Source organism: Brakhagea slesvicensis (assembly GCF_052161625.1).
Taxonomy (GTDB): Bacteria; Planctomycetota; Planctomycetia; order Pirellulales; family Pirellulaceae; genus JBKCUI01.
The window spans coordinates 3250349-3267706 of sequence record NZ_CP197412.1 but is presented as its reverse complement, the minus strand read 5'-3'; the positions used below and the strand labels follow the sequence as shown (position 1 = coordinate 3267706).

Sequence of the window (17358 nt, the reverse complement as noted above, 5' to 3'; positions counted from 1 at the left end):
TTATTTGATCTGCTGGACGGCTTTCCCGTCTTCGACCTGCCAGACCCAAAGCATTCCGTCTTGACCGCCAGCAGCTACCATCGCGGTTTTGATGTCGGCCGCGTTGGGAGTGATTGCCGTCAAGGTATAGAGCGCATCGGCAGGGCCGCCGATCGCTCGAATCAGTTTCCCATCGGCTGCGTTGTGCAATCGGACTTGCTGGTCCGCTGAGGACGAAAGGATCTGCGTGCTTCGCCCTACAAAGGAGAGCGCGGTGACTTCTTTACCGAAGCCAGCGATGGTCCGCTGGGCTTGACCAAGCTCGACATCCCATACCTTGACCGTGTTATCCGCGCTGGAGCTTGCAAGTAAGAATCCGTCGTCTTGCCAGGCCAAACCGAGGACATGGTGGGTATGTCCCTCGAGCGTCCTCGGAGCGAGTTCTGTGTTGACCGTATGAAGCCGGACGAGTTTGTCGGCTCCTCCCGTCGCAACCTGTTGTCCATCCGGTGAGAACTTCGCAACGAAGATGGTGTCGCTATGGACTTGCCCCCAGTCTTTCCGAATGGTGCTCGTCTCGACGTCCAGCAGTTTAAGGTCTCCAAATCGACTTGGCGGTCCGCTTCCAACCACAAGCAGTTTTCCATCGTGACTAAAATCCAAAGCGGTAACGCGATCGCTAAAGGGAGAGTCCTCCGCAGTGCCGATCGTCTTTTCCAGCGACCAGCGGTTCGCCAAATTCCAATGGATCGAGCGACCATCTTCGTGGATTGCCAATACTTGCCCATCCACCGTCAACGCGAGGGCCGCTGGTGACACAAGATTTCCCGCGACAGTCGATTGATTCGTCCCGCGATCGGTTCGAAACGCATGGAGAGATCCATCGGTTCGGACGGTCACGCATGTCTTTCCGTCGGGTGTGATGGCGGCTTGGCTGATCGGAATCGGTGGCTTGCTCCCCTTCACGTCCTGTGCAGACTTCTCGAGCGTCGCTAGGTCTGCTTTGTCCGTTTCCAACTGTTTTTGAAAACTGGCGAGCGTGGCGGCCGCCTTCGCTGCGGATTGATCGGCTGCGACGAGGGTCTTGTCCAAGTTCTCGAGTTTGGCGTTCTCTTCCTTTTTCGCAGCCTCGGCCTTCGCAAGATTTGCTTTGCGGGCCTCCAAGTCTTTTTGTGATTGCTCCAGCTTCTTTTTGGCTTCCTCCAGTGCGGCCGTCGCAGCTTGGACAGCGGCTTCTCCCTCAGTGACTTGTTTTGTTTGCGTGTCGAGCTCGGCGACCTTCTTCGTCAGCGCGTCTTGGATTTCCGTCTTCGTTTTCTGGAGCTTGGCAACATTTTCCGCTTCCGCTTTCTGACTCTTCTCCAACTCGGGAACTTGCGAAGCCGCTCGATCCACCTTGGCTTTGAAGCGAGTAAAACGAGTCTCCGATTCTTCAATGGCTCGCTGCGATTCTAAATCCAATCGATTTTCCCAAAGGGCTTTGCCATCCGCTGCGTTCCACCCCTTCGCGACACCATCGGTCCCGATAGTCACCAAGGTGTTTCCATCGGCCGAAAGGATGGCAACAGAAGCCGCGGAGCCATGAGCGATTGTTCTCTCGGTTTTCGACTGCGAGAGAGACAGCAGATGGGATGTGCCATCCTGTGTTGCAGCCAAGACGCGATCCGGAGCCGCGAAGTCGATCGCAACGATTTGCGCGATTTCTTTCCCAAGCTCCGACTTCACCCATCCTCGCTCGCCATCGTTAGCACCGTTCCACTGCCAGGACCGAAGCTGTCCTTCGGTGGTCCGGAGCAAGAACCCGTTCGCGTTGGACGCGACGATTTGCGATGCCGAAACATCGGTCTTCTGCAAATGTTCCGGCACCAAGGCCTTCATCTTTTGGGCAACAGCATCGGCGATCGGTAAGAGGGCGACATGGGAGTCCTCGAGTAAAGCGATCACCTTTTTGCCATCGGAGGTCCAATCGATCGAACGGATCGGGGCAGGAGCGTCCCACCGAGCAACCGTTTGTAGGGATTCGGTATCGACGATCTCCAAACTCGGAGCGCGCGTCGCTTTCGCAAGCCATTTCTCGACCGGAGAAGCTGCCAGGGTTACGCTTCCTCGGATATTGGCTGCCATGGCATCGGAGATCGCTTGGTCCGCTCTTCGCCAAATTTTCACGTCGCGGAATCCGCCGGTTGCGATGCGGTTCCCGGTTCGATCGATCGCGACCGACTGAACCAAATCTAGGTGCGTGGCGTTGTTCGGGGCGGGTGTTGCCGCTCCATTGGGAGTTGGGGTGGCCAAGTCGGGGTCGAGGAGGACAAAGGGCTCCGACGAACCATGAGCCGCCCAATGGTAGACCACCGCTTGGTTTCCTCGGCCTAGGACCGTGAATTGTCCATCTGTGGTCGCATCGATTGCATAAATAGGGCGGACCGAATCAGGGATCCTCTGCCATTCCATCTTGGTGGCGTTCTTCTTCGAACCAGCCGCTGCACCGCCGTCGATCCATGCAGCTAGGAGCGCGATCTCTTCGGGCGTGAATTGCTTCGCGCCGACCTTGTTATCGGCCGGGGGCATCAATTCCTCTTCCCCTTTGACGCGTCGGACCAAGCTGCTTTCGAGCGATTTCCCGGTTTGCAGCGCCTCTCCGCTATCTCCTCCTTTGAGAAGAACGTCGAGGTTTTCCAGATTGAGCCCCCCCTCGGCCTTCTGTAGATTGTGGCAGGCAACGCAGTTTTTCTGCAGCAACGGCTGAATATCGTTGACGAAATCAGGTGGTTCTGCGGCTTGGGACACGAGGGTGAATGCCGAGATTCCGACTACGAAAAGAGGGGCAAGACAGAAACGAACTCGGAAAGCCATGTTCTTCCTTTAGACGGGTGGAACCCCGTATGAGGGAGGGAGGGGTGCGGTGGGACTCTCCATGGTAATTGAACTTGGGCCATCCGGAAAGAATCAAGCTCGGTTTGCTTGCCTATGTTGGCGGGAGCCTTGAACTACAATAAATAGGCCGTGCACGACTCCCTTTTTCCAAAGAGAACGACTGAACGATATGGAGTATGGAAGAACTGCGAGAGAAGCCGTCCACTACTATGCCCAACTCCGGCGAAGCAACGCTTCCTGGCTGCTTCTGACAGCAAGGCGTGCCCCCATCGTATTGAGCAGCCTGAAAACTTTGATGGAGGCGAATCCGAATGGGATTGCCATGGATGACGCGGTGGAGCATCTGGCTGGTTTGTTCGCCGATTTCATCAACGACAGCGAGTTCGAGTTGAGCGAGGAACCTCCCGCAATGGCTCGCAAAGAGTTGCGGTTGTGGCTGAAGAATGGATTGATCGTCGAACGAGATGGAATGGTGATGGCGACCAACGCTTTCCAACGCGCCATCGCTTTCCTGGAATCGCTCGAAAACGAAACGATGACTTCCACCGCATCCCGTTTAGCGACCGTGCAAAGGGCGATCGAACTGCTCGACGCCCAGCTGAGCCGCAGTCAAGTCGAACGCGAAAAGTCCCTACAGGCTCGGATCGATGCATTGCAGAAAGAGCTTCAAGCGGTCCAAGCTGGGGAGTTCGAGGTCTTAGACGGCCCGAAAGCGATCGAAGGAATTCGCGAGGTCTACCAGCTCGCCGTCAGTCTTCAGTCCGACTTTCGACGCGTCGAGGATTCTTATCGCAGAGCCGATCGCGAACTGCGAGAACGAGTCATCAGCGAAAAGCAAAATAGGGGTGAGATCGTCGACGAACTCCTCAATGGATATGACGCCTTAGCCAATACCGCGGAGGGGCAAGTTTTCGAGTCGTTCCATGCCCAGTTGGTGAAAACCGCCGAGTTAGAAGTCATGAAAGCGCGCTTGCGATCCATCCTCGACAATGCCAATACGGACGAAGCATTGCAAAGGAAGCAACGCGCCGATCTTCAGCAACTGGTTTCTCGGCTCGTTCAGGAATCGGAACGAGTCATCCAAGCCCGCGCACGGAGCGAGCGGGATGTGCGTACTTTTTTGAAATCGGGATTAGTCGAAGAGCAAATCCGCGTCGGAGCGTTGTTGCAGGAGATCTTGCAAGCGGCGTTGCACGTCGATTGGCATTCGTCAAAGGTGCGTAAATCGGATAGCCCACTTCCACCCATCGCTCCCGCTCTTTCCAATCTACCCCTCGTCGAGCGACTCCTCATCAAGCAAGCGGAACAATCGGAAGTGAATGAGCTAGAACTCACACCCCGCGAGGCAAATCCAAATGAGATGGACGATGAGTTCTGGCAAGCCTATCACGCATTGAATCGATCGCAATTGTTTGAGAACACCCTGAATCACTTGTTGGAAACCGGTACGCCTCTCTCGATCGGAGAGTTGGCGAAAGCGCTGCCACCGACCCACGATCTGGAGACCTTGGCCTATTGGCTTGCGATGGCGCGACAGGCCGGTTTAGATGTTCGTGAGGAATCCGAGGTGGTCGATCTGGGGGACGAATCGCAGGGGATTACCCGATTCTATGTTCCGGAAGTAAAACTGACCTCCGATCGCATCCTAGACCTGGGAGCATCGAGCTTGGAATGAGCAATATCTTTGACCGCATAGCATCGGGTGACACAATCCCTGACAATTTGCCTGACAACTCCCTTGAGAGCGCGGCGAGCGACACGCTCCGTGAGTCCGACGAACATCTAGGACCGGAGTGGCCAGAGAACGATGCGTTGACCTCTGCGGTGGCCGCCCCAGAAGGACAAACGCCCGCAGAAATCAAGTCGGCTGTTCAGGAACTGTTGAAGAACGGATTCATCGAAGAGGAGGGACGCTCCGATTTGTTTCAATGCATTCGTATCCATGAATCCGCAATTCAAGAAGCTTTGGAACCACTCGATTTGGAGGTCCGATTGGATACTCACCGCGGGGTTGCGTTCCTTCGGATAAGCCACCCAATGGTCGATGCGAATAACAGTGATGAGGGTTGGTCCCATCCTTTGATACGCCGTCAACGACTCACGTTAGAACAATCGTTGGTCATCGCCATTTTAAGGCAATCGTTCGTGATGCATGAGCAAGAGTCGGGAGTCGGGCACTCGCCGGCCAAGATCGCGATCGATGATTTGCTCCCGCAATTCCTGGTTTATTTCGGAGATACGGGTAGCGATTCGAAGAACGAAAGCAGGCTTGTGCAGCTTCTGGATCAGCTGAAAGGGTATGGATTGGTTTCAGAGATGGACAAGAAGCAGGAGGTAACGATTCGACCGTTGATTGCGCACTTAGCGAATCCCGAATCGCTACAGGCTTTATTGCAAGTCCTCCGTGAGCAACGTGTTGGTTCCGACGATGACGAAAAGGAGCCACGATGAACGACTCGGAAGGGAGCGAACCATCCTATCTCTTGACCCAGTTAGAGGTGTTCAATTGGGGGCCATTTTGCGGCATGCATCGCGCGGACTTTGATCCGATCGGAACGGCGATTATCGGTCCGACGGGGAGCGGTAAGACGACATTGGTCGATGCGCTCATGACGCTGCTCGTCGCGCAGCCTCGATACAATCTCGCATCGACCGGAGGGCATGAAAGCGATCGAACGTTGGTCTCTTACGTTCGTGGAGTATTAGGAGGTGATGGGTCCGACGGTCGAGAGGAAGTCGCCCGTCCTGGCAAAACGATCACGGGGATTTGCGCGACCTACCAAGGAGGGACGCAGACCGTTCGCCTGGCTGGGTTGTTATGGACCGAAGGGACGGGGAACTCCGCCGAAGATTTGAAAAAGCGATGGATCTTCTCGCTCGCCGACGATCAGTCGCTGGAAAGCTGGATCCGTATGCTCCACGACGACGGCGTCCGCGATTTGCTCAAGATGGGTCGTGAGACCGCCAACATTCGTTTCTTCGATAGCAAGCGAGCGTACTTGACGCATATCCGCAAATTCTTTGATGTCGGCGAAAATGCCTTCACGCTGCTTAATCGCGCCGCAGGGTTGAAGCAGCTTAACAGTATCGATGAGATCTTTCGGGAACTGGTACTGGACGATCGCTCGGCATTTGATCGGGCGATTGAAGTAGCCGCCGAGTTCGATAATTTAGCTGCAATCCATGCCGAGTTGGAAACAGCCAAAAAGCAAGTCGATTCGCTGTTACCTGTTGCCGAAGACGACGATCGGCTTCTCAAAGCGCGCCACCGTGTGGAACGACAGCAGATCATCAAACGGATTCTGCCGATCTGGTTTGCGATGCAATCGCGAGAGAAGTGGACAACCGAGATCCAGCGGATGCGACGAGAGCTTGAAGAAATGCAGCTGCAAATCGCGTCCAAAGAGCTACTCGCCGAGGAAATGAAGGAACGGGTCGAGTCGCTTCGCGAACGCTATCTCGAGCTGGGAGGAAATGTCATCGCGGAGCTGGAAAGCACCATCTCGCTTCGCACGGAAAGCGTCGAGCTCAAACGACGATACGCGGGACAGTATCAGCGAATGATGCAGCGACTCGCACTCCCCGATACCCTTTCGGAAAAGATGTTCTTCACGAATCGCGAGTTGCTGAAACAGCGTCGTATCGACGAACAAGAATCGCGGAGCGCACAACAAGAGAAAACATTGATCGCGCTCTCCCAGGCTCGCGAGCAAGAAGAGAAGTGTCGCGAATTGGAGCAGCTCGTTCAAAAAGTTCAGGCTCGACCGGGTTCCAATATTCCACCATCCTTTCAAGACTTCCGAGCGGATCTGGCGGCGCAATTAAGCCTTAAAGAATCTGAGCTCCCTTTTTTGGCGGAGCTCGTCGAAGTCAAGGTGAGCGAATCGAATTGGCGTGGAGCGATCGAACGAGCTATCGGCTCGGAACGACTTCGCATCTTGGTTCCCGCCTCTCAAATGCAGGCAGCACTGCGGTGGATCAATCAACGCGACAATCGATTGCACGTTCGACTGCAGGAAGCGGGTCGAAGCGAAGGGGGCGAACAAGGATTTCGCGACGGGTATGTTGCCAAGTTGCAGTTCAAAGAGCATCCGCTGGTGGGGACCGCCAAACAACTTTTGGTGAGCCGCGATCTCCATTGCGTGGATTCTCCCGAAGCCCTTCAACGCACCGAACATGCAATGACCATCCAAGGTCTTCAATCGGGCCGCAAAGGGAAGTTCGAAAAACAAGACCAAAGGAGATTGGATCAGGACTGGATGACGGGCTTCGACAACCGCGACCAGCTGGAATTCCTCAAACAGGCATGGATGGCTGCGCGCCAAGAGGCCGAGAAACGGAAGCTTGAAGCCACCCAGAACAGCCAGAACCTCGTCCAATTGGACGAACAATTGCAGATCCTCGATTCTCTGCTGGAACTAGATTTTGCAAGTATCGATCTTCCCAAAGCCGAATCGGAGTTAGCCAAAGCACAGGAACGATTGGCCGCTCTGCTCGACCCCAATTCCGATGCGAGCCAATCCAAGTGGGCCTTTGAGAAAGAGAACTGGGCCCTGGAAGAACTGCGCAAAGAACTGATGGACCGCCAAACCAAAATCGGTGTCCTGGGAGCCAATTGCTACCAAGCAGAACAGGAGCGAGACAAAGCGGCGGAGCGTATCGGGGAAGGTCTGAGTCCTGATGAGTTGCAATTGGCAGAAACACAATTGAGTATCGCGGAGGGAATCCCACCACATCGATTGGATGTGGAGGAGCGGCGTCTGACGAAATCGGTCGACGAGAAACTGCTTGAGCTGACCAACCGCGTCGTCGATATCGAGCAGCAACTTATCCGAAAGATGGAGGCTGCCAAACGGGTCGACACCGGCGCGCTGGCGGACATTGGGTCTGGGATCGAAGATGTGCCTCACTATCTGAATCGATTGAAGGAACTGCAAACCGAAGGACTTCCTGCGAAACGAGGACGATTTCTGGAGTATCTCAATCGCTCCTCGGACCAGGGAGTGACGCAGTTGATCGCCAGTATCGACGAGGAGGTCGATGCGATCGAACGACGCATCGAGGAATTGAATCAAACTCTGGTGAAAGTCGATTTCCGATCGGGACGTTATCTTCAACTGCAACCCCAGCGCATTCGAGATGAGCGACTGCGGAGTCTCGATGTCGCCGTGCGAAAAGTGCGAAGCGCTGCGCTGAAGGACGATGGTGGGGAAAGCCATTACAAAGCGCTTCAGGAAATGGTGACCATCCTCCGCGATGCCGGTGAGAATCGCAGACTACAAGGCTCCAGAGCATTGCTCGACGCCAGATTTCGTCTGCAGTTTTTTGTTGTCGAAGTCGATCGGCAAACGGGAGATCGATCCCCTCCTCGAACGGGATCGCAAAGCGGAAGCGGTGGAGAAAAGGAGTTGATGGCTAGCCATATCCTGACGGCATCCCTCAGCTATGCTCTGTGCCCAGCCGCCGCGACAAAGCCCCTTTATGCCACGGTTGTTCTCGACGAAGCCTTCTCGAAAAGCTCTCCCTCCGCTGCTAGTCGTATCATCGAAGCCCTCCGCATCTTCAGCCTTCACCCCATTTTCGTCACACCCAACAAAGAAATTGGACTGCTGAAACAACACACTCGAAAAGTCATCTGCGTTCAACGTCCTAAGAAAGAAGCGAGCCTCGCATCGATCACGTGGGAGCGACTGGAGAGCATTGCACGACCGAAATGAAGTCCCCGGAAGCATGCCGGCGCATCCTGGCGAAACAATGGGAATCACCGACGTACCGAGAGAACCGATTGCTCGGCGGACATGATGCTTGGCCCATCGAAATCCCCATCGGTCGTCCAACATCGCGTTCGCTAAGTAATGACTTGGATGCGGTCAAGCATCACATGGAGGTGTGGCGAAAGGTACGGATCGGCGAGGTTCTTTGGAAAAAATTGCGATATCGGGCAGCCGCATCGGAGGTGGAGGTACCGGTGGCTTGGCGATTGAATAAACCGACCGAATGGATCGATGCGATTCGCGATCCGCGGGTGCGGGCGGAGTTCGAAGCGATGGCCAAGTGGGTCGAGCACTCCGCTCCCATCTTTCATCGTTTGCTGATTCGAAAGCGTTCGCTATGGAACAGCAAACCAGCAGAAGAAGTATTACAGGCTTTGCGAATCGCCGGTGAGTTAACACCAGGATGCGCCCAAGACATGCCGCTACGGACTCTTGGGTTAGTGGGGACCGATACCAAATTCTTCGAACGTCACTCCGGGTTGATCGCTGCCCTGCTCGACGAGCGGTTCGAAGGGGAGGTGAGTCGGATCGGCTTGGAAGACTTTCTCGGCGCCTACAGAGAAAGCGAACATTGGTTGTTGATTTACGACATGGACGGTGGATTGCTACCGTATCGACGTCTGCGCATTCGAAGCTTGGATCTGAGTTCCACTCCCCTGCCCGGCGAGCGCCTTCTATTGATTGAAAACGAATCCTGTTTGCACCAATTGCCCGAGGCTCCTGGGACGATTGCGGTGCTGGGGACAGGATTTGATTTAGGGTGGACTAACGCCGAATGGCTTCGAGAAAGAAGCGTTGGGTACTGGGGCGATCTCGACACCTGGGGGCTTGCCTTTCTCGGGAAGGCCCGGCGCTCGATTCCTCATTTGCAACCGTTGCTAATGACATCGGAGGTGTTCGGCCAATTTCAATCGAAGGCAGTCCGCGAACCGGTTCACGCGGGAATCGAGCCACCCGCTGGGTTGACGGAACCAGAACAAGATCTTTATCGATCGCTGCTTTCGACGGAGCCAAGCCGGCTGGAGCAAGAATTCCTCTCGCGCGAAGTCGTTCACGCCGCCATTCGCCAGTGGTTGGACGGAACAAGTCAGGTAACCGTCCAAGAAGAGCTAACCGCGGAGGGCGCGGAGAGGCGCGGAGGGAAGGATGATGGAGAGCCATGAAATCATAGGCTTGCGTCTCGCATGGGCGCGACTTGGTTCGATGCTGAACCCCCGTGCGATGACGAGCAGGAGCACGAGCACCGTCTCACTGAGCACGAGCAAGACATTTGTCATTGCATGTTAGAGTGTTGGGTTGCAACGTCTTTGCGCGAGTTGGATCACGGCCTAAAGACTTAATATCAGTAAACTCACGATCCGAGAATTCGCAAGAACTTCTTAGCTCATCCGACATCATACGCCACCAAGCATGCTCCAATGCGAAACCAAAATAGGCACCGCATCTTGGAGAAGTCAGTAGAACTGAAGTTCAGTAAAGGTTGCAAGACACTGATCGCATACAAAGACGTAAAGTACGCCCGCGTCTGCGATACAAAATTTGGGTCCTAGGTTGGTGTCGATCTGTGCATAGCACGTCGCAAAACGGCCACAGCAAACCGGAACTCGCGGTTCGTGAATCCACTCGGCTCTCCCCCCAAGTTTCGAACGGTTCGAGGTGAGCTTTTCGGGATCAATGTCCGTTGGCGATCTGTTCTTTTCCCTCAGATCGAATCGAATCTCCGGCAAGATTCTCGCTTTTTGTGGCGATACCAAAGACGCTGCATTCGGGATAGGGGCAACGCTCCGAAGGTGGTCAATAACTAACTTCACAATATCGCGGGAAAGCCCAGATCGTTCGCTGACAGCATCAATCACTTCTTCTATTTTTGCGTCGTTGTTGTTACTCATTTAAATCATATGGAGATATATAAATTGTTTCACGATGTCCAATCCAAGGACTTAACCCAACGCAAGTCGCCAAAGGCCGATCGAGGCCATCGTATGCAAGCCGTTGTTCTGGGATTTTACAGGATCGAGGAGACCGACGACATCAGTCTTTAGGTTTCCCGTCGGCATCACGCATCGGGTAAAGCGTCAACGCAACGGAACAAGATAATTCTGACAAATCTCGAAGGATTTCCGTCGGTATCGAATGCACGTACGACCAAGTATCCCAACAATCAAACCCAATATTGAACTCCTTAACGTAGCATTGATCTAATGCAAATCTTGCCTTGCTGCTCAGATTTTGTAGGGCATTGAGAATCTGTCGAATATCTTTCGCCGCACCACAATGCTATTTGCTTCCGTTGGGCTTCCAAGCGACGGTGTTGGCAACATTCTCGATCGCAGATTGTATCAACCAAAACCGGTAGTCGCCGTATCCATTTGCATTTCGCCTTGTCATTGGATCCTGATTGTCAAAACCAACTGTTATCGCCGCAACCACCGGGTGAGAAACCATCACCTCAAAACCAACATCGCACTGTTCGGAATCAAACTTAAATAACTCAAGCAACAATGCGAGCTTACCATATTCTTCAATATCGACTTTACCCCGGTGAAGTCCTTTCATTTTCACACCGGTAGTTCCCTCGTACTCAGCCTTGCCGTCACGCCAAAGCAAAATTCGATATTCAGTCCCGCCTGGTTGGTGGGTAAATGGATCAAATTGTCCCCACTGTTTCAGTTCAATGTATTCAAATGGAATTCTTTCCCGAAATCCATCTGCGAACTGCTCCTGTACCAACGAAGAGACGAATTCGTACTTGCCTTCGGGTCTTGCCGGTATGGAGATAACCGATGGCTTCGGCACCTCGATGGGCTTTTGTTGCTCAACGGCAACCAACGCCAACGTCACAGTGACGCCGAGTGCGATTGCAACTCGATTCGATTTCCATTGAGGCATGGGGATCTCCCTTTCATAAATATCGTCCGCACTGACTCTGGGCAAGAGGTAATTTCAACGCAAGCCCGCCCCGGGTGGCCGAATCCATCGGTCCAATACATGTTCTTAAATCGGACTTGTTTCCCAGGGATCGCCGATTGATCCCTGTCCTGACTTACTCTCATCATTCTACGGATGCTGGTATGACGCTGCAAAGTATTGGATTCGATCAAAGATTCGAATGTCAATCATGTTTCTCGCAACGGCGCCAAGACGCAAAGTATACACGCCGGAGCCTTGCGCCTTAGTACCGTTGCGCGAAATCGATGTCTAACTCGAGGTCGGCACGCATCACCCGGCCGCGGCGAGTGACACAAGAATCAAAACCAGCGAGGCCCAGCGGCTCCGGTTGAGCTGATTGTTCGGCATTAACGCTTTTGGAGCTCTAAGTCCTTCGGCTCAACCACCACGAGAGCGACGAAGTACGTACGCCACCGCCAAACCGCTTGACTGGTTGACACTTCCTTCCATCCTTGTTCTTCGGCCGCTGCCGAGACAGCCGGCGGTACACCGATCATTTCTCCTGACTCGAATCCTTTGAGTATACATCGCTGTTTTGAAGGAAGGATGAGATTGGCAGGCATGCAGGTCGACGACGACCGCTGGGTCGCAGAATATCATGGAGAGGTTGGTTTTATCTCCTTGCAAGAACAACCAAATTCGCCCAGCAGCCGCAAGTAACCATCCTAAAATCAGAGGCTGACACCCTGACTTTGGGTGCAATCTTTTGCTCACGCATTTTCTCGTGCTCGTAATCGTACTCAGCATCGCGGTACTCGTACTCGATCGCAAGTCGATAAACATCGCGTCATTCGTGGCCGACGATCGGTTCTTTTTTCTGCGTCGGCCGAGTGCGCCAATGCAATAGAGCGCCAACGAACAAGCCGACTAAACCGCCAATCCCAAATGGCCGAGTAGCACCGAATGGATCACTGGGAGATTTACCGAATGTACCTGCGAAGGCGCTGGCACCAATGAAACCCCCGATAATCGAAGGAACAACAAACCACCAAATGCGAGACCGAACACCGGGACGTCGCGATGCTACTGATATCGATTTTGGCGAGGCGTAAGGGTTGTCGTTCATGGACGCTCCGAAGGGTTCAAAACAACGGTCACAAATTCTTCAGGCCGGTTTAGTTAAGCGGGGTTGCCACTAGTACGGTATGGCACTTTGAGTTTCACTTGTTCATTGATGAAAGGTGATCGAATTAAGCTTCGTTTGGTCCACCATTGGTCGATTGATCCCGAGAACACCAAAAATGCGGCAAACATGGCCCAGAAGATGACACCGAATATCACTCCGTGGAATATCATCAGCAATGAGATAAGTCCGCAAACTAAAATCGCAAAGTACCTAGCAGTCCGAAACACCTTACGCATGACTCCAAGCGATCGCAACCTACACAAAGACTCGAAGACGAAACTGGGGGGTAAAGTGAATTTCTACAAGCACCGTATCGAACGATTCATTTGGCGCAACTCCCAGGGAATTCGAAGCAAACAGTGGGGGTTCGTATGGATTCAATTGGGCTCCCAGTCCCGAAAACATTTTATTTGGGCGAACGGCGACAACCATCCTCAAGCTCCCGCAAGCGATGTCTCTTGAGACACGAAAGCACCGTCGGAGGATTAGGTGCATGGGATTGCTATCGTCCGTGTGCCTGAGCACCGGATAGATACAAGGGGTATGCAAGGTCATAGTCAAAATCAGACTTGCGGTAGTACGGCCAGTAGTCTTGATCTCCTCCAGTATTTTCTGGGTATTCGTACTTTCTTACCAACCCGAAAGTGAGAAATGCGACCAAGCTGTTCGGGTAAATCATGTGCCGGTATTCGAACGGCCGGTTGCTTTTCAAGAACATGATCCATCTTGCGACAGTTCTGCGACCTTCGCGAGTCATCCCGCGCTCTCGTCCCATGCGATGTTCGCGTACATCGCAGTAGGAATACCACAATTCGCAGTAGACTTTATCCGACGCCTCGTCAAGATCTCGCATTAGGGCATCGCAAGCGATTTCGTACTCGAAATTTGTCATACGACCGGAAAGGAAGTGCCGAACAAGTTCGGTATATCGTTGCCTTGCGTTCATTTCGGCCCTTTCCTCTATTGGCGATTACGTCTGCAGTGTCCGTGGGCGATAGGTATTCCCAGCGCAAGTCAGGGTCGGATGACCGCGTCTCTCGGTTCAATGCATTGTTTTCCAATTAGTTCTGGCTTTCTAGAGATCAAAACTCGATCCCTGTCCCGGTCTTATCGCGGCATTCTACATATTCTGAAGTTGCGCTGCAATCATTACGCACGCTGCAAGAACTGAATCGCTACCAACGTCATCGCAAGAACTGCAACAAATCCATTACGGTATGTCGTCTCCAAGTTAGTCATTCATTCGCCTACAGGAATGCTGCACACAGGTCAAGATTAAGGCTTTCCTAACTGTCAGTCTGAATCGACATTGAAGAAGGTCTCTCGCAAAGGCGCCAAGACGCAAAGCATACACGCCTGAGGATCGCTCCTTAGCACCTTTACCTGAATTCGATTCCTAACCTGAATAATTCTCTCTGATAACGCTCGCGGTCACCGGACTGGAATAGATGCAGTCTGATTATTAACCGGCTGATTAATCTTCTTCGGTTCTTTGACTTGTTCGTATTCATTCGCATCACGGACAGACTCAATTGCAGGCGCCAAACATTTTACACATTTTCCAGTCCTTAGGACAACACTACCACGTTGCCACAACGACAGGGATGAGCCGCACACCGAACCTGAAGTTCCCCAGCCTTCGGTCGACAATCACCACGAACCACAGCGGCAAGACAATCGAAGGGTTACGAAGTAGACGACGCCAGCCCATCGTCTCGCGCGAATCAACGTTGCTGAGAACTCAATACTTTTCATGATGGAATTTGAGGACGAAACCATCGGGCTCAGCTGGCGGATGGGATGGGGCAATTCTAGGCAACGCGTATTGCCCGCTCCGCTGAAACCCTTTGTTCCATCTATTTGATTGGTTCTACAAGGATCATGATAAACGTTGGTTCGTTTGATGATCGTGACAGAAGAAATTTCGGCACATTCTCGGAGACGACGGTGTCAGCGGTCAGAGCAATTTGCGAAAACTCCAACGGTATATTCTTGTCTTCAGGCTCTGGCCCAGCTCTGACCGCACTATACTGCAATTCGACAGCGTGCGTTTGGTTTTCTCTTGAGTTTATTTCAATCGTCACTCTGGTGCCTGTGGGCACCTGATCGTAGGTAGCCTGGGTCTTTCCAAGCCGAGTAACCGTGGATGTCACTCGACTAACCGACTTTTCAAATGCAAAACTTACCTTCTTTCCTTCGACTGTATCGAAGACTAGTTTTTCGTTGATCACTACTTTGCCAAGCTTGTTTAAGCCCTTGAGATCATCAAGGGTCTTAATGCCCTCGATCTCCACATCTCCTGCGAGACGGATTTCGCCAACCGTTGCCTTTATCCGACGCGAGTCGGGAGATGTTTGCTCCTCAGCTCTTAAGTCGAACCCAGCAAAGCACATCAGAAAAACGAGAATCAATGTCATGCGCATCTGCATTTTCCTCCTGGTGGAACGTCCGCATTGACCGAGTGCGCGGAGAAGACTTTTACGCAAGGCAAAAAGTGCTCGTTCGAGCGCTTCGGTCCCATGCATTATTCGTCTGCTTTTTCGTACTCGTAATCGTACTCAGCATCGCGGTACTCGTACTCGCTCAATCCCTCGGATACCGTATCCGTTCGCTGGATCAACCGAGTTAACATCGACACGATCCGTTTCGAATTGGTTTTTCCAATCCGGTTCAATTCGGAATCGATCGCCTTGAACGAAGTGAGTATATCATGAATTGCAGCACACTCCAAAGCGGAGCCACGGGCAAATTTTAAAAAACCGATTCTTCTCTTTCAAACTCTGCTTCCCGTTGCCCTCCGCAATGCTGAGCGGACCCGATTGGGCTGCTCGCAACCACTGATCACGGGAATGGCGATGAAACCACTCCAACGACTGCGAAGTATCAAATGCATTAGAGACGTATTCGATCGATAGGCAACAAACGTCGAGTCGATCATGGTCAAACAGGTAATCGGTGACTGTTGATTCGATTATGAGTAAGAGCACCGTTTCACTGAGCACGAGCACGAGCACGATCACGAGCACGATCACGAGCACGATCACGATCACGATCACGAGCACGATCACGATCACGATCACGATCACGATCACGATCACGATCACGATCACGAACACGATCACGAACACGAGCACGAGCACGAGCACGAGTACGAGTACGAGTAATGCGCATGAGCAATGCGCATGAATGCGATAACGAAAAGGATCACTCACATTGAGCGAGGAAAGCTTAGCAGATCATGTTACTGATGGCATATCGGCTATGCGGAAACTGCAGAGACAAGTCCAACGGTCAGATCACGAACATGGATATTGCTAGAATGGAATGGTCAGCGTCTTGAGAAAGCAGGAACACTAATCTCCACTCATTCGCACTAATCAAAAACCACGACAATCTTGTTGATATTCCTTATTAGTGGTGATTGGTGACGATTAGTGTTCTGCTCCCATGCAATCCCTGGAATGGATTGGTCGCGAAGCCATCGGTTATCGATCACATCTTCGGTAGCACACGATTGCTTGGAAATCCTTGCGGGATGTCGAAAGACTTGTTGCAACTCTTCTGAGCTAACGACAAGGATCACGCAAGTCGAGCGAGTAAAACTTAGCAGATCATGTTGTTGATGGCACATCAGCTATGCGGAAACTGCAGAGATGAGTCAAACGATCAGATCACGAACATGGATATTGCTAGAATGGAATGGTCAGCGTCTTGAGAAAGCAGGAACACTAATCTCCACTCATTCGCACTAATCAAAAACCACGACAATCTTGTTGATATTCCTTATTAGTGGTGATTGGTGACGATTAGTGTTCTGCTCCCATGCAATCCCAGGAATGGATTGGTCGTGAAGCCATCGGTTATCGATCACATCTTCGGCAGCACACGGTTGCTTGGAAATCCTTGCGGGATGTCGAAAGACTTGTCGCAACTCTTCTGAGCTAACGAAAAGGATCACTCACATTGAGCGAGGAAAGCTTCGCAGATCATGTTGCTGAGGGCATATCGGCTATGCGGAAACTGCAGAGACAAGTCCAACGGTCAGATCACGAACATGGATATTGCTAGAATGGGATGGTCAGCGTCTTGAGAAAGCAGGAACACTAATCTCCACTCATTCGCACTAATCAAAAACCACGACAATCTTGTTGATATTCCTTATTAGTGGTAATTAGTGACGATTAGTGTTCTGCTCCCATTCAATTCCTGGAATGGATTGGTCGCGAAGCCATCGGTTATCGATCACATCTTCGGCAGCACACGGCTGCTTGGAAATCCTTGCGGGATGTCGAAAGACTTGTTGCAACTCTTCTGAGCTAACGAATGCGTTGACCGTCGCTGCGTCAATTGATTGACCATAGGAAATGCGGCAGCCAACGCGGCTGCGGTCCAACGCTTGGCTAGAGTCTACCAAAACCACCACCAGTTTTCTTTCAGCCATTCGATAAATCCGGCACCAAGGAAGTAGCCGAGTATTCCACACAACACAGCGCCGATGAGAATCGTGTCGCCAGTAAAAAGAGGCGGTTCGTCAAAGATAAACATGCAAGCGCCGAGGCCAAGCCCGCTACCACACAAGCCGCCAAGCAGTGTTCCAGCGATGATGTTACCGAGATGGTTTTCTTCTTGTGTCATTACGGCTTCATTTAGCATGTC

14 protein-coding genes are annotated in these 17358 nt (G+C 52.5%); 5 read left to right on the top strand and 9 right to left on the bottom strand.

Translation table 11 applies throughout. The features are described from left to right. Positions 1-2832, bottom strand: coding sequence for a WD40 domain-containing protein (locus tag SH467x_RS12405; RefSeq protein WP_482367429.1), 2832 nt, complete (start codon positions 2830-2832; stop codon positions 1-3). Between the two features lie 190 nt (positions 2833-3022). Between SH467x_RS12405 and SH467x_RS12400 the strand changes: the two genes are divergently transcribed. The 4 genes from SH467x_RS12400 to SH467x_RS12385 are packed head-to-tail and all read left to right on the top strand — an operon-like array spanning position 3023 to position 9790. Further along, entirely contained in the window at positions 3023-4528 is a 1506-nt protein-coding gene (locus tag SH467x_RS12400; RefSeq protein ID WP_482367428.1) for a DUF3375 domain-containing protein, read from the top strand. After that, positions 4525-5304 (top strand): DUF4194 domain-containing protein, encoded by a 780-nt coding sequence (locus SH467x_RS12395; RefSeq protein ID WP_482367427.1) that lies wholly within the window; start codon positions 4525-4527, stop codon positions 5302-5304. The genes SH467x_RS12400 and SH467x_RS12395 overlap by 4 nt, the downstream gene beginning before the upstream one ends. Beyond that, entirely contained in the window at positions 5301-8570 is a 3270-nt protein-coding gene (locus SH467x_RS12390; RefSeq protein ID WP_482367426.1) for an ATP-binding protein, read from the top strand. Before SH467x_RS12395 ends, SH467x_RS12390 begins: the two co-directional genes overlap by 4 nt. Beyond that, complete coding sequence (locus tag SH467x_RS12385) at positions 8567-9790, top strand: Wadjet anti-phage system protein JetD domain-containing protein (RefSeq protein WP_482367425.1); 1224 nt, start codon at positions 8567-8569, stop codon at positions 9788-9790. The genes SH467x_RS12390 and SH467x_RS12385 overlap by 4 nt, the downstream gene beginning before the upstream one ends. Before the next feature lie 291 nt (positions 9791-10081). Here the strand turns inward: SH467x_RS12385 and SH467x_RS12380 are convergent, their stop codons facing one another. The 3 genes from SH467x_RS12380 to SH467x_RS12370 all read right to left on the bottom strand — a co-directional run bounded on the left by SH467x_RS12380 (position 10082) and on the right by SH467x_RS12370 (position 12073). Next, on the bottom strand, positions 10082-10516 hold the full coding sequence (locus SH467x_RS12380) for a hypothetical protein (protein ID WP_482367424.1): 435 nt from the start codon (positions 10514-10516) through the stop codon (positions 10082-10084). A gap of 388 nt (positions 10517-10904) precedes the next feature. Further along, a complete protein-coding gene (locus tag SH467x_RS12375) occupies positions 10905-11468 on the bottom strand; it encodes a hypothetical protein (protein WP_482367423.1) in 564 nt (187 codons plus the stop codon). Positions 11469-11923: 455 nt separating this feature from the next. Then, positions 11924-12073, bottom strand: a complete 150-nt coding sequence (locus SH467x_RS12370) for a hypothetical protein (protein WP_482367422.1) — start codon at positions 12071-12073, stop codon at positions 11924-11926. Positions 12074-12750: 677 nt separating this feature from the next. Between SH467x_RS12370 and SH467x_RS12365 the strand changes: the two genes are divergently transcribed. Next, positions 12751-13164, top strand: coding sequence for a hypothetical protein (locus tag SH467x_RS12365; protein WP_482367421.1), 414 nt, complete (start codon positions 12751-12753; stop codon positions 13162-13164). 40 nt (positions 13165-13204) lie between these two features. Here SH467x_RS12365 and SH467x_RS12360 read toward each other — a convergent pair whose 3' ends face one another. From SH467x_RS12360 to SH467x_RS12340, 5 genes are all read right to left on the bottom strand, one after another. After that, positions 13205-13648: a hypothetical protein gene (locus SH467x_RS12360; protein ID WP_482367420.1), complete on the bottom strand. Its 444-nt coding sequence runs from the start codon at positions 13646-13648 to the stop codon at positions 13205-13207. 910 nt (positions 13649-14558) lie between these two features. Next, positions 14559-15125, bottom strand: a complete 567-nt coding sequence (locus SH467x_RS12355; protein ID WP_482367419.1) for a hypothetical protein — start codon at positions 15123-15125, stop codon at positions 14559-14561. Positions 15126-15410: 285 nt separating this feature from the next. Next, positions 15411-15914 carry a four helix bundle protein gene (locus SH467x_RS12350; RefSeq protein WP_482367418.1) on the bottom strand — a complete coding sequence of 168 codons (504 nt, stop codon included), beginning with the start codon at positions 15912-15914 and terminating at the stop codon, positions 15411-15413. A 959-nt stretch (positions 15915-16873) separates the two neighbouring features. Further along, complete coding sequence (locus SH467x_RS12345; RefSeq protein WP_482367417.1) at positions 16874-17143, bottom strand: hypothetical protein; 270 nt, start codon at positions 17141-17143, stop codon at positions 16874-16876. Then, positions 17110-17337 carry a hypothetical protein gene (locus SH467x_RS12340; protein ID WP_482367416.1) on the bottom strand — a complete coding sequence of 76 codons (228 nt, stop codon included), beginning with the start codon at positions 17335-17337 and terminating at the stop codon, positions 17110-17112. Before SH467x_RS12340 ends, SH467x_RS12345 begins: the two co-directional genes overlap by 34 nt. Positions 17338-17358: the final 21 nt, after the last annotated feature.

Coding starts and splice junctions, on each gene's coding strand:
- SH467x_RS12385 (WP_482367425.1), top strand. CDS start 8,567: ATGAAGTCCCCGGAAGCATGCCGGCGCATCCTGGCGAAACAATGGGAA.
- SH467x_RS12365 (WP_482367421.1), top strand. CDS start 12,751: ATGAAAGGTGATCGAATTAAGCTTCGTTTGGTCCACCATTGGTCGATT.
- SH467x_RS12390 (WP_482367426.1), top strand. CDS start 5,301: ATGAACGACTCGGAAGGGAGCGAACCATCCTATCTCTTGACCCAGTTA.
- SH467x_RS12405 (WP_482367429.1), bottom strand. CDS start 2,832: ATGGCTTTCCGAGTTCGTTTCTGTCTTGCCCCTCTTTTCGTAGTCGGA.
- SH467x_RS12340 (WP_482367416.1), bottom strand. CDS start 17,337: ATGACACAAGAAGAAAACCATCTCGGTAACATCATCGCTGGAACACTG.
- SH467x_RS12395 (WP_482367427.1), top strand. CDS start 4,525: ATGAGCAATATCTTTGACCGCATAGCATCGGGTGACACAATCCCTGAC.
- SH467x_RS12360 (WP_482367420.1), bottom strand. CDS start 13,648: ATGAACGCAAGGCAACGATATACCGAACTTGTTCGGCACTTCCTTTCC.
- SH467x_RS12400 (WP_482367428.1), top strand. CDS start 3,023: ATGGAGTATGGAAGAACTGCGAGAGAAGCCGTCCACTACTATGCCCAA.
- SH467x_RS12355 (WP_482367419.1), bottom strand. CDS start 15,125: ATGCGCATGACATTGATTCTCGTTTTTCTGATGTGCTTTGCTGGGTTC.
- SH467x_RS12380 (WP_482367424.1), bottom strand. CDS start 10,516: ATGAGTAACAACAACGACGCAAAAATAGAAGAAGTGATTGATGCTGTC.
- SH467x_RS12370 (WP_482367422.1), bottom strand. CDS start 12,073: ATGATCGGTGTACCGCCGGCTGTCTCGGCAGCGGCCGAAGAACAAGGA.
- SH467x_RS12345 (WP_482367417.1), bottom strand. CDS start 17,143: ATGGCTGAAAGAAAACTGGTGGTGGTTTTGGTAGACTCTAGCCAAGCG.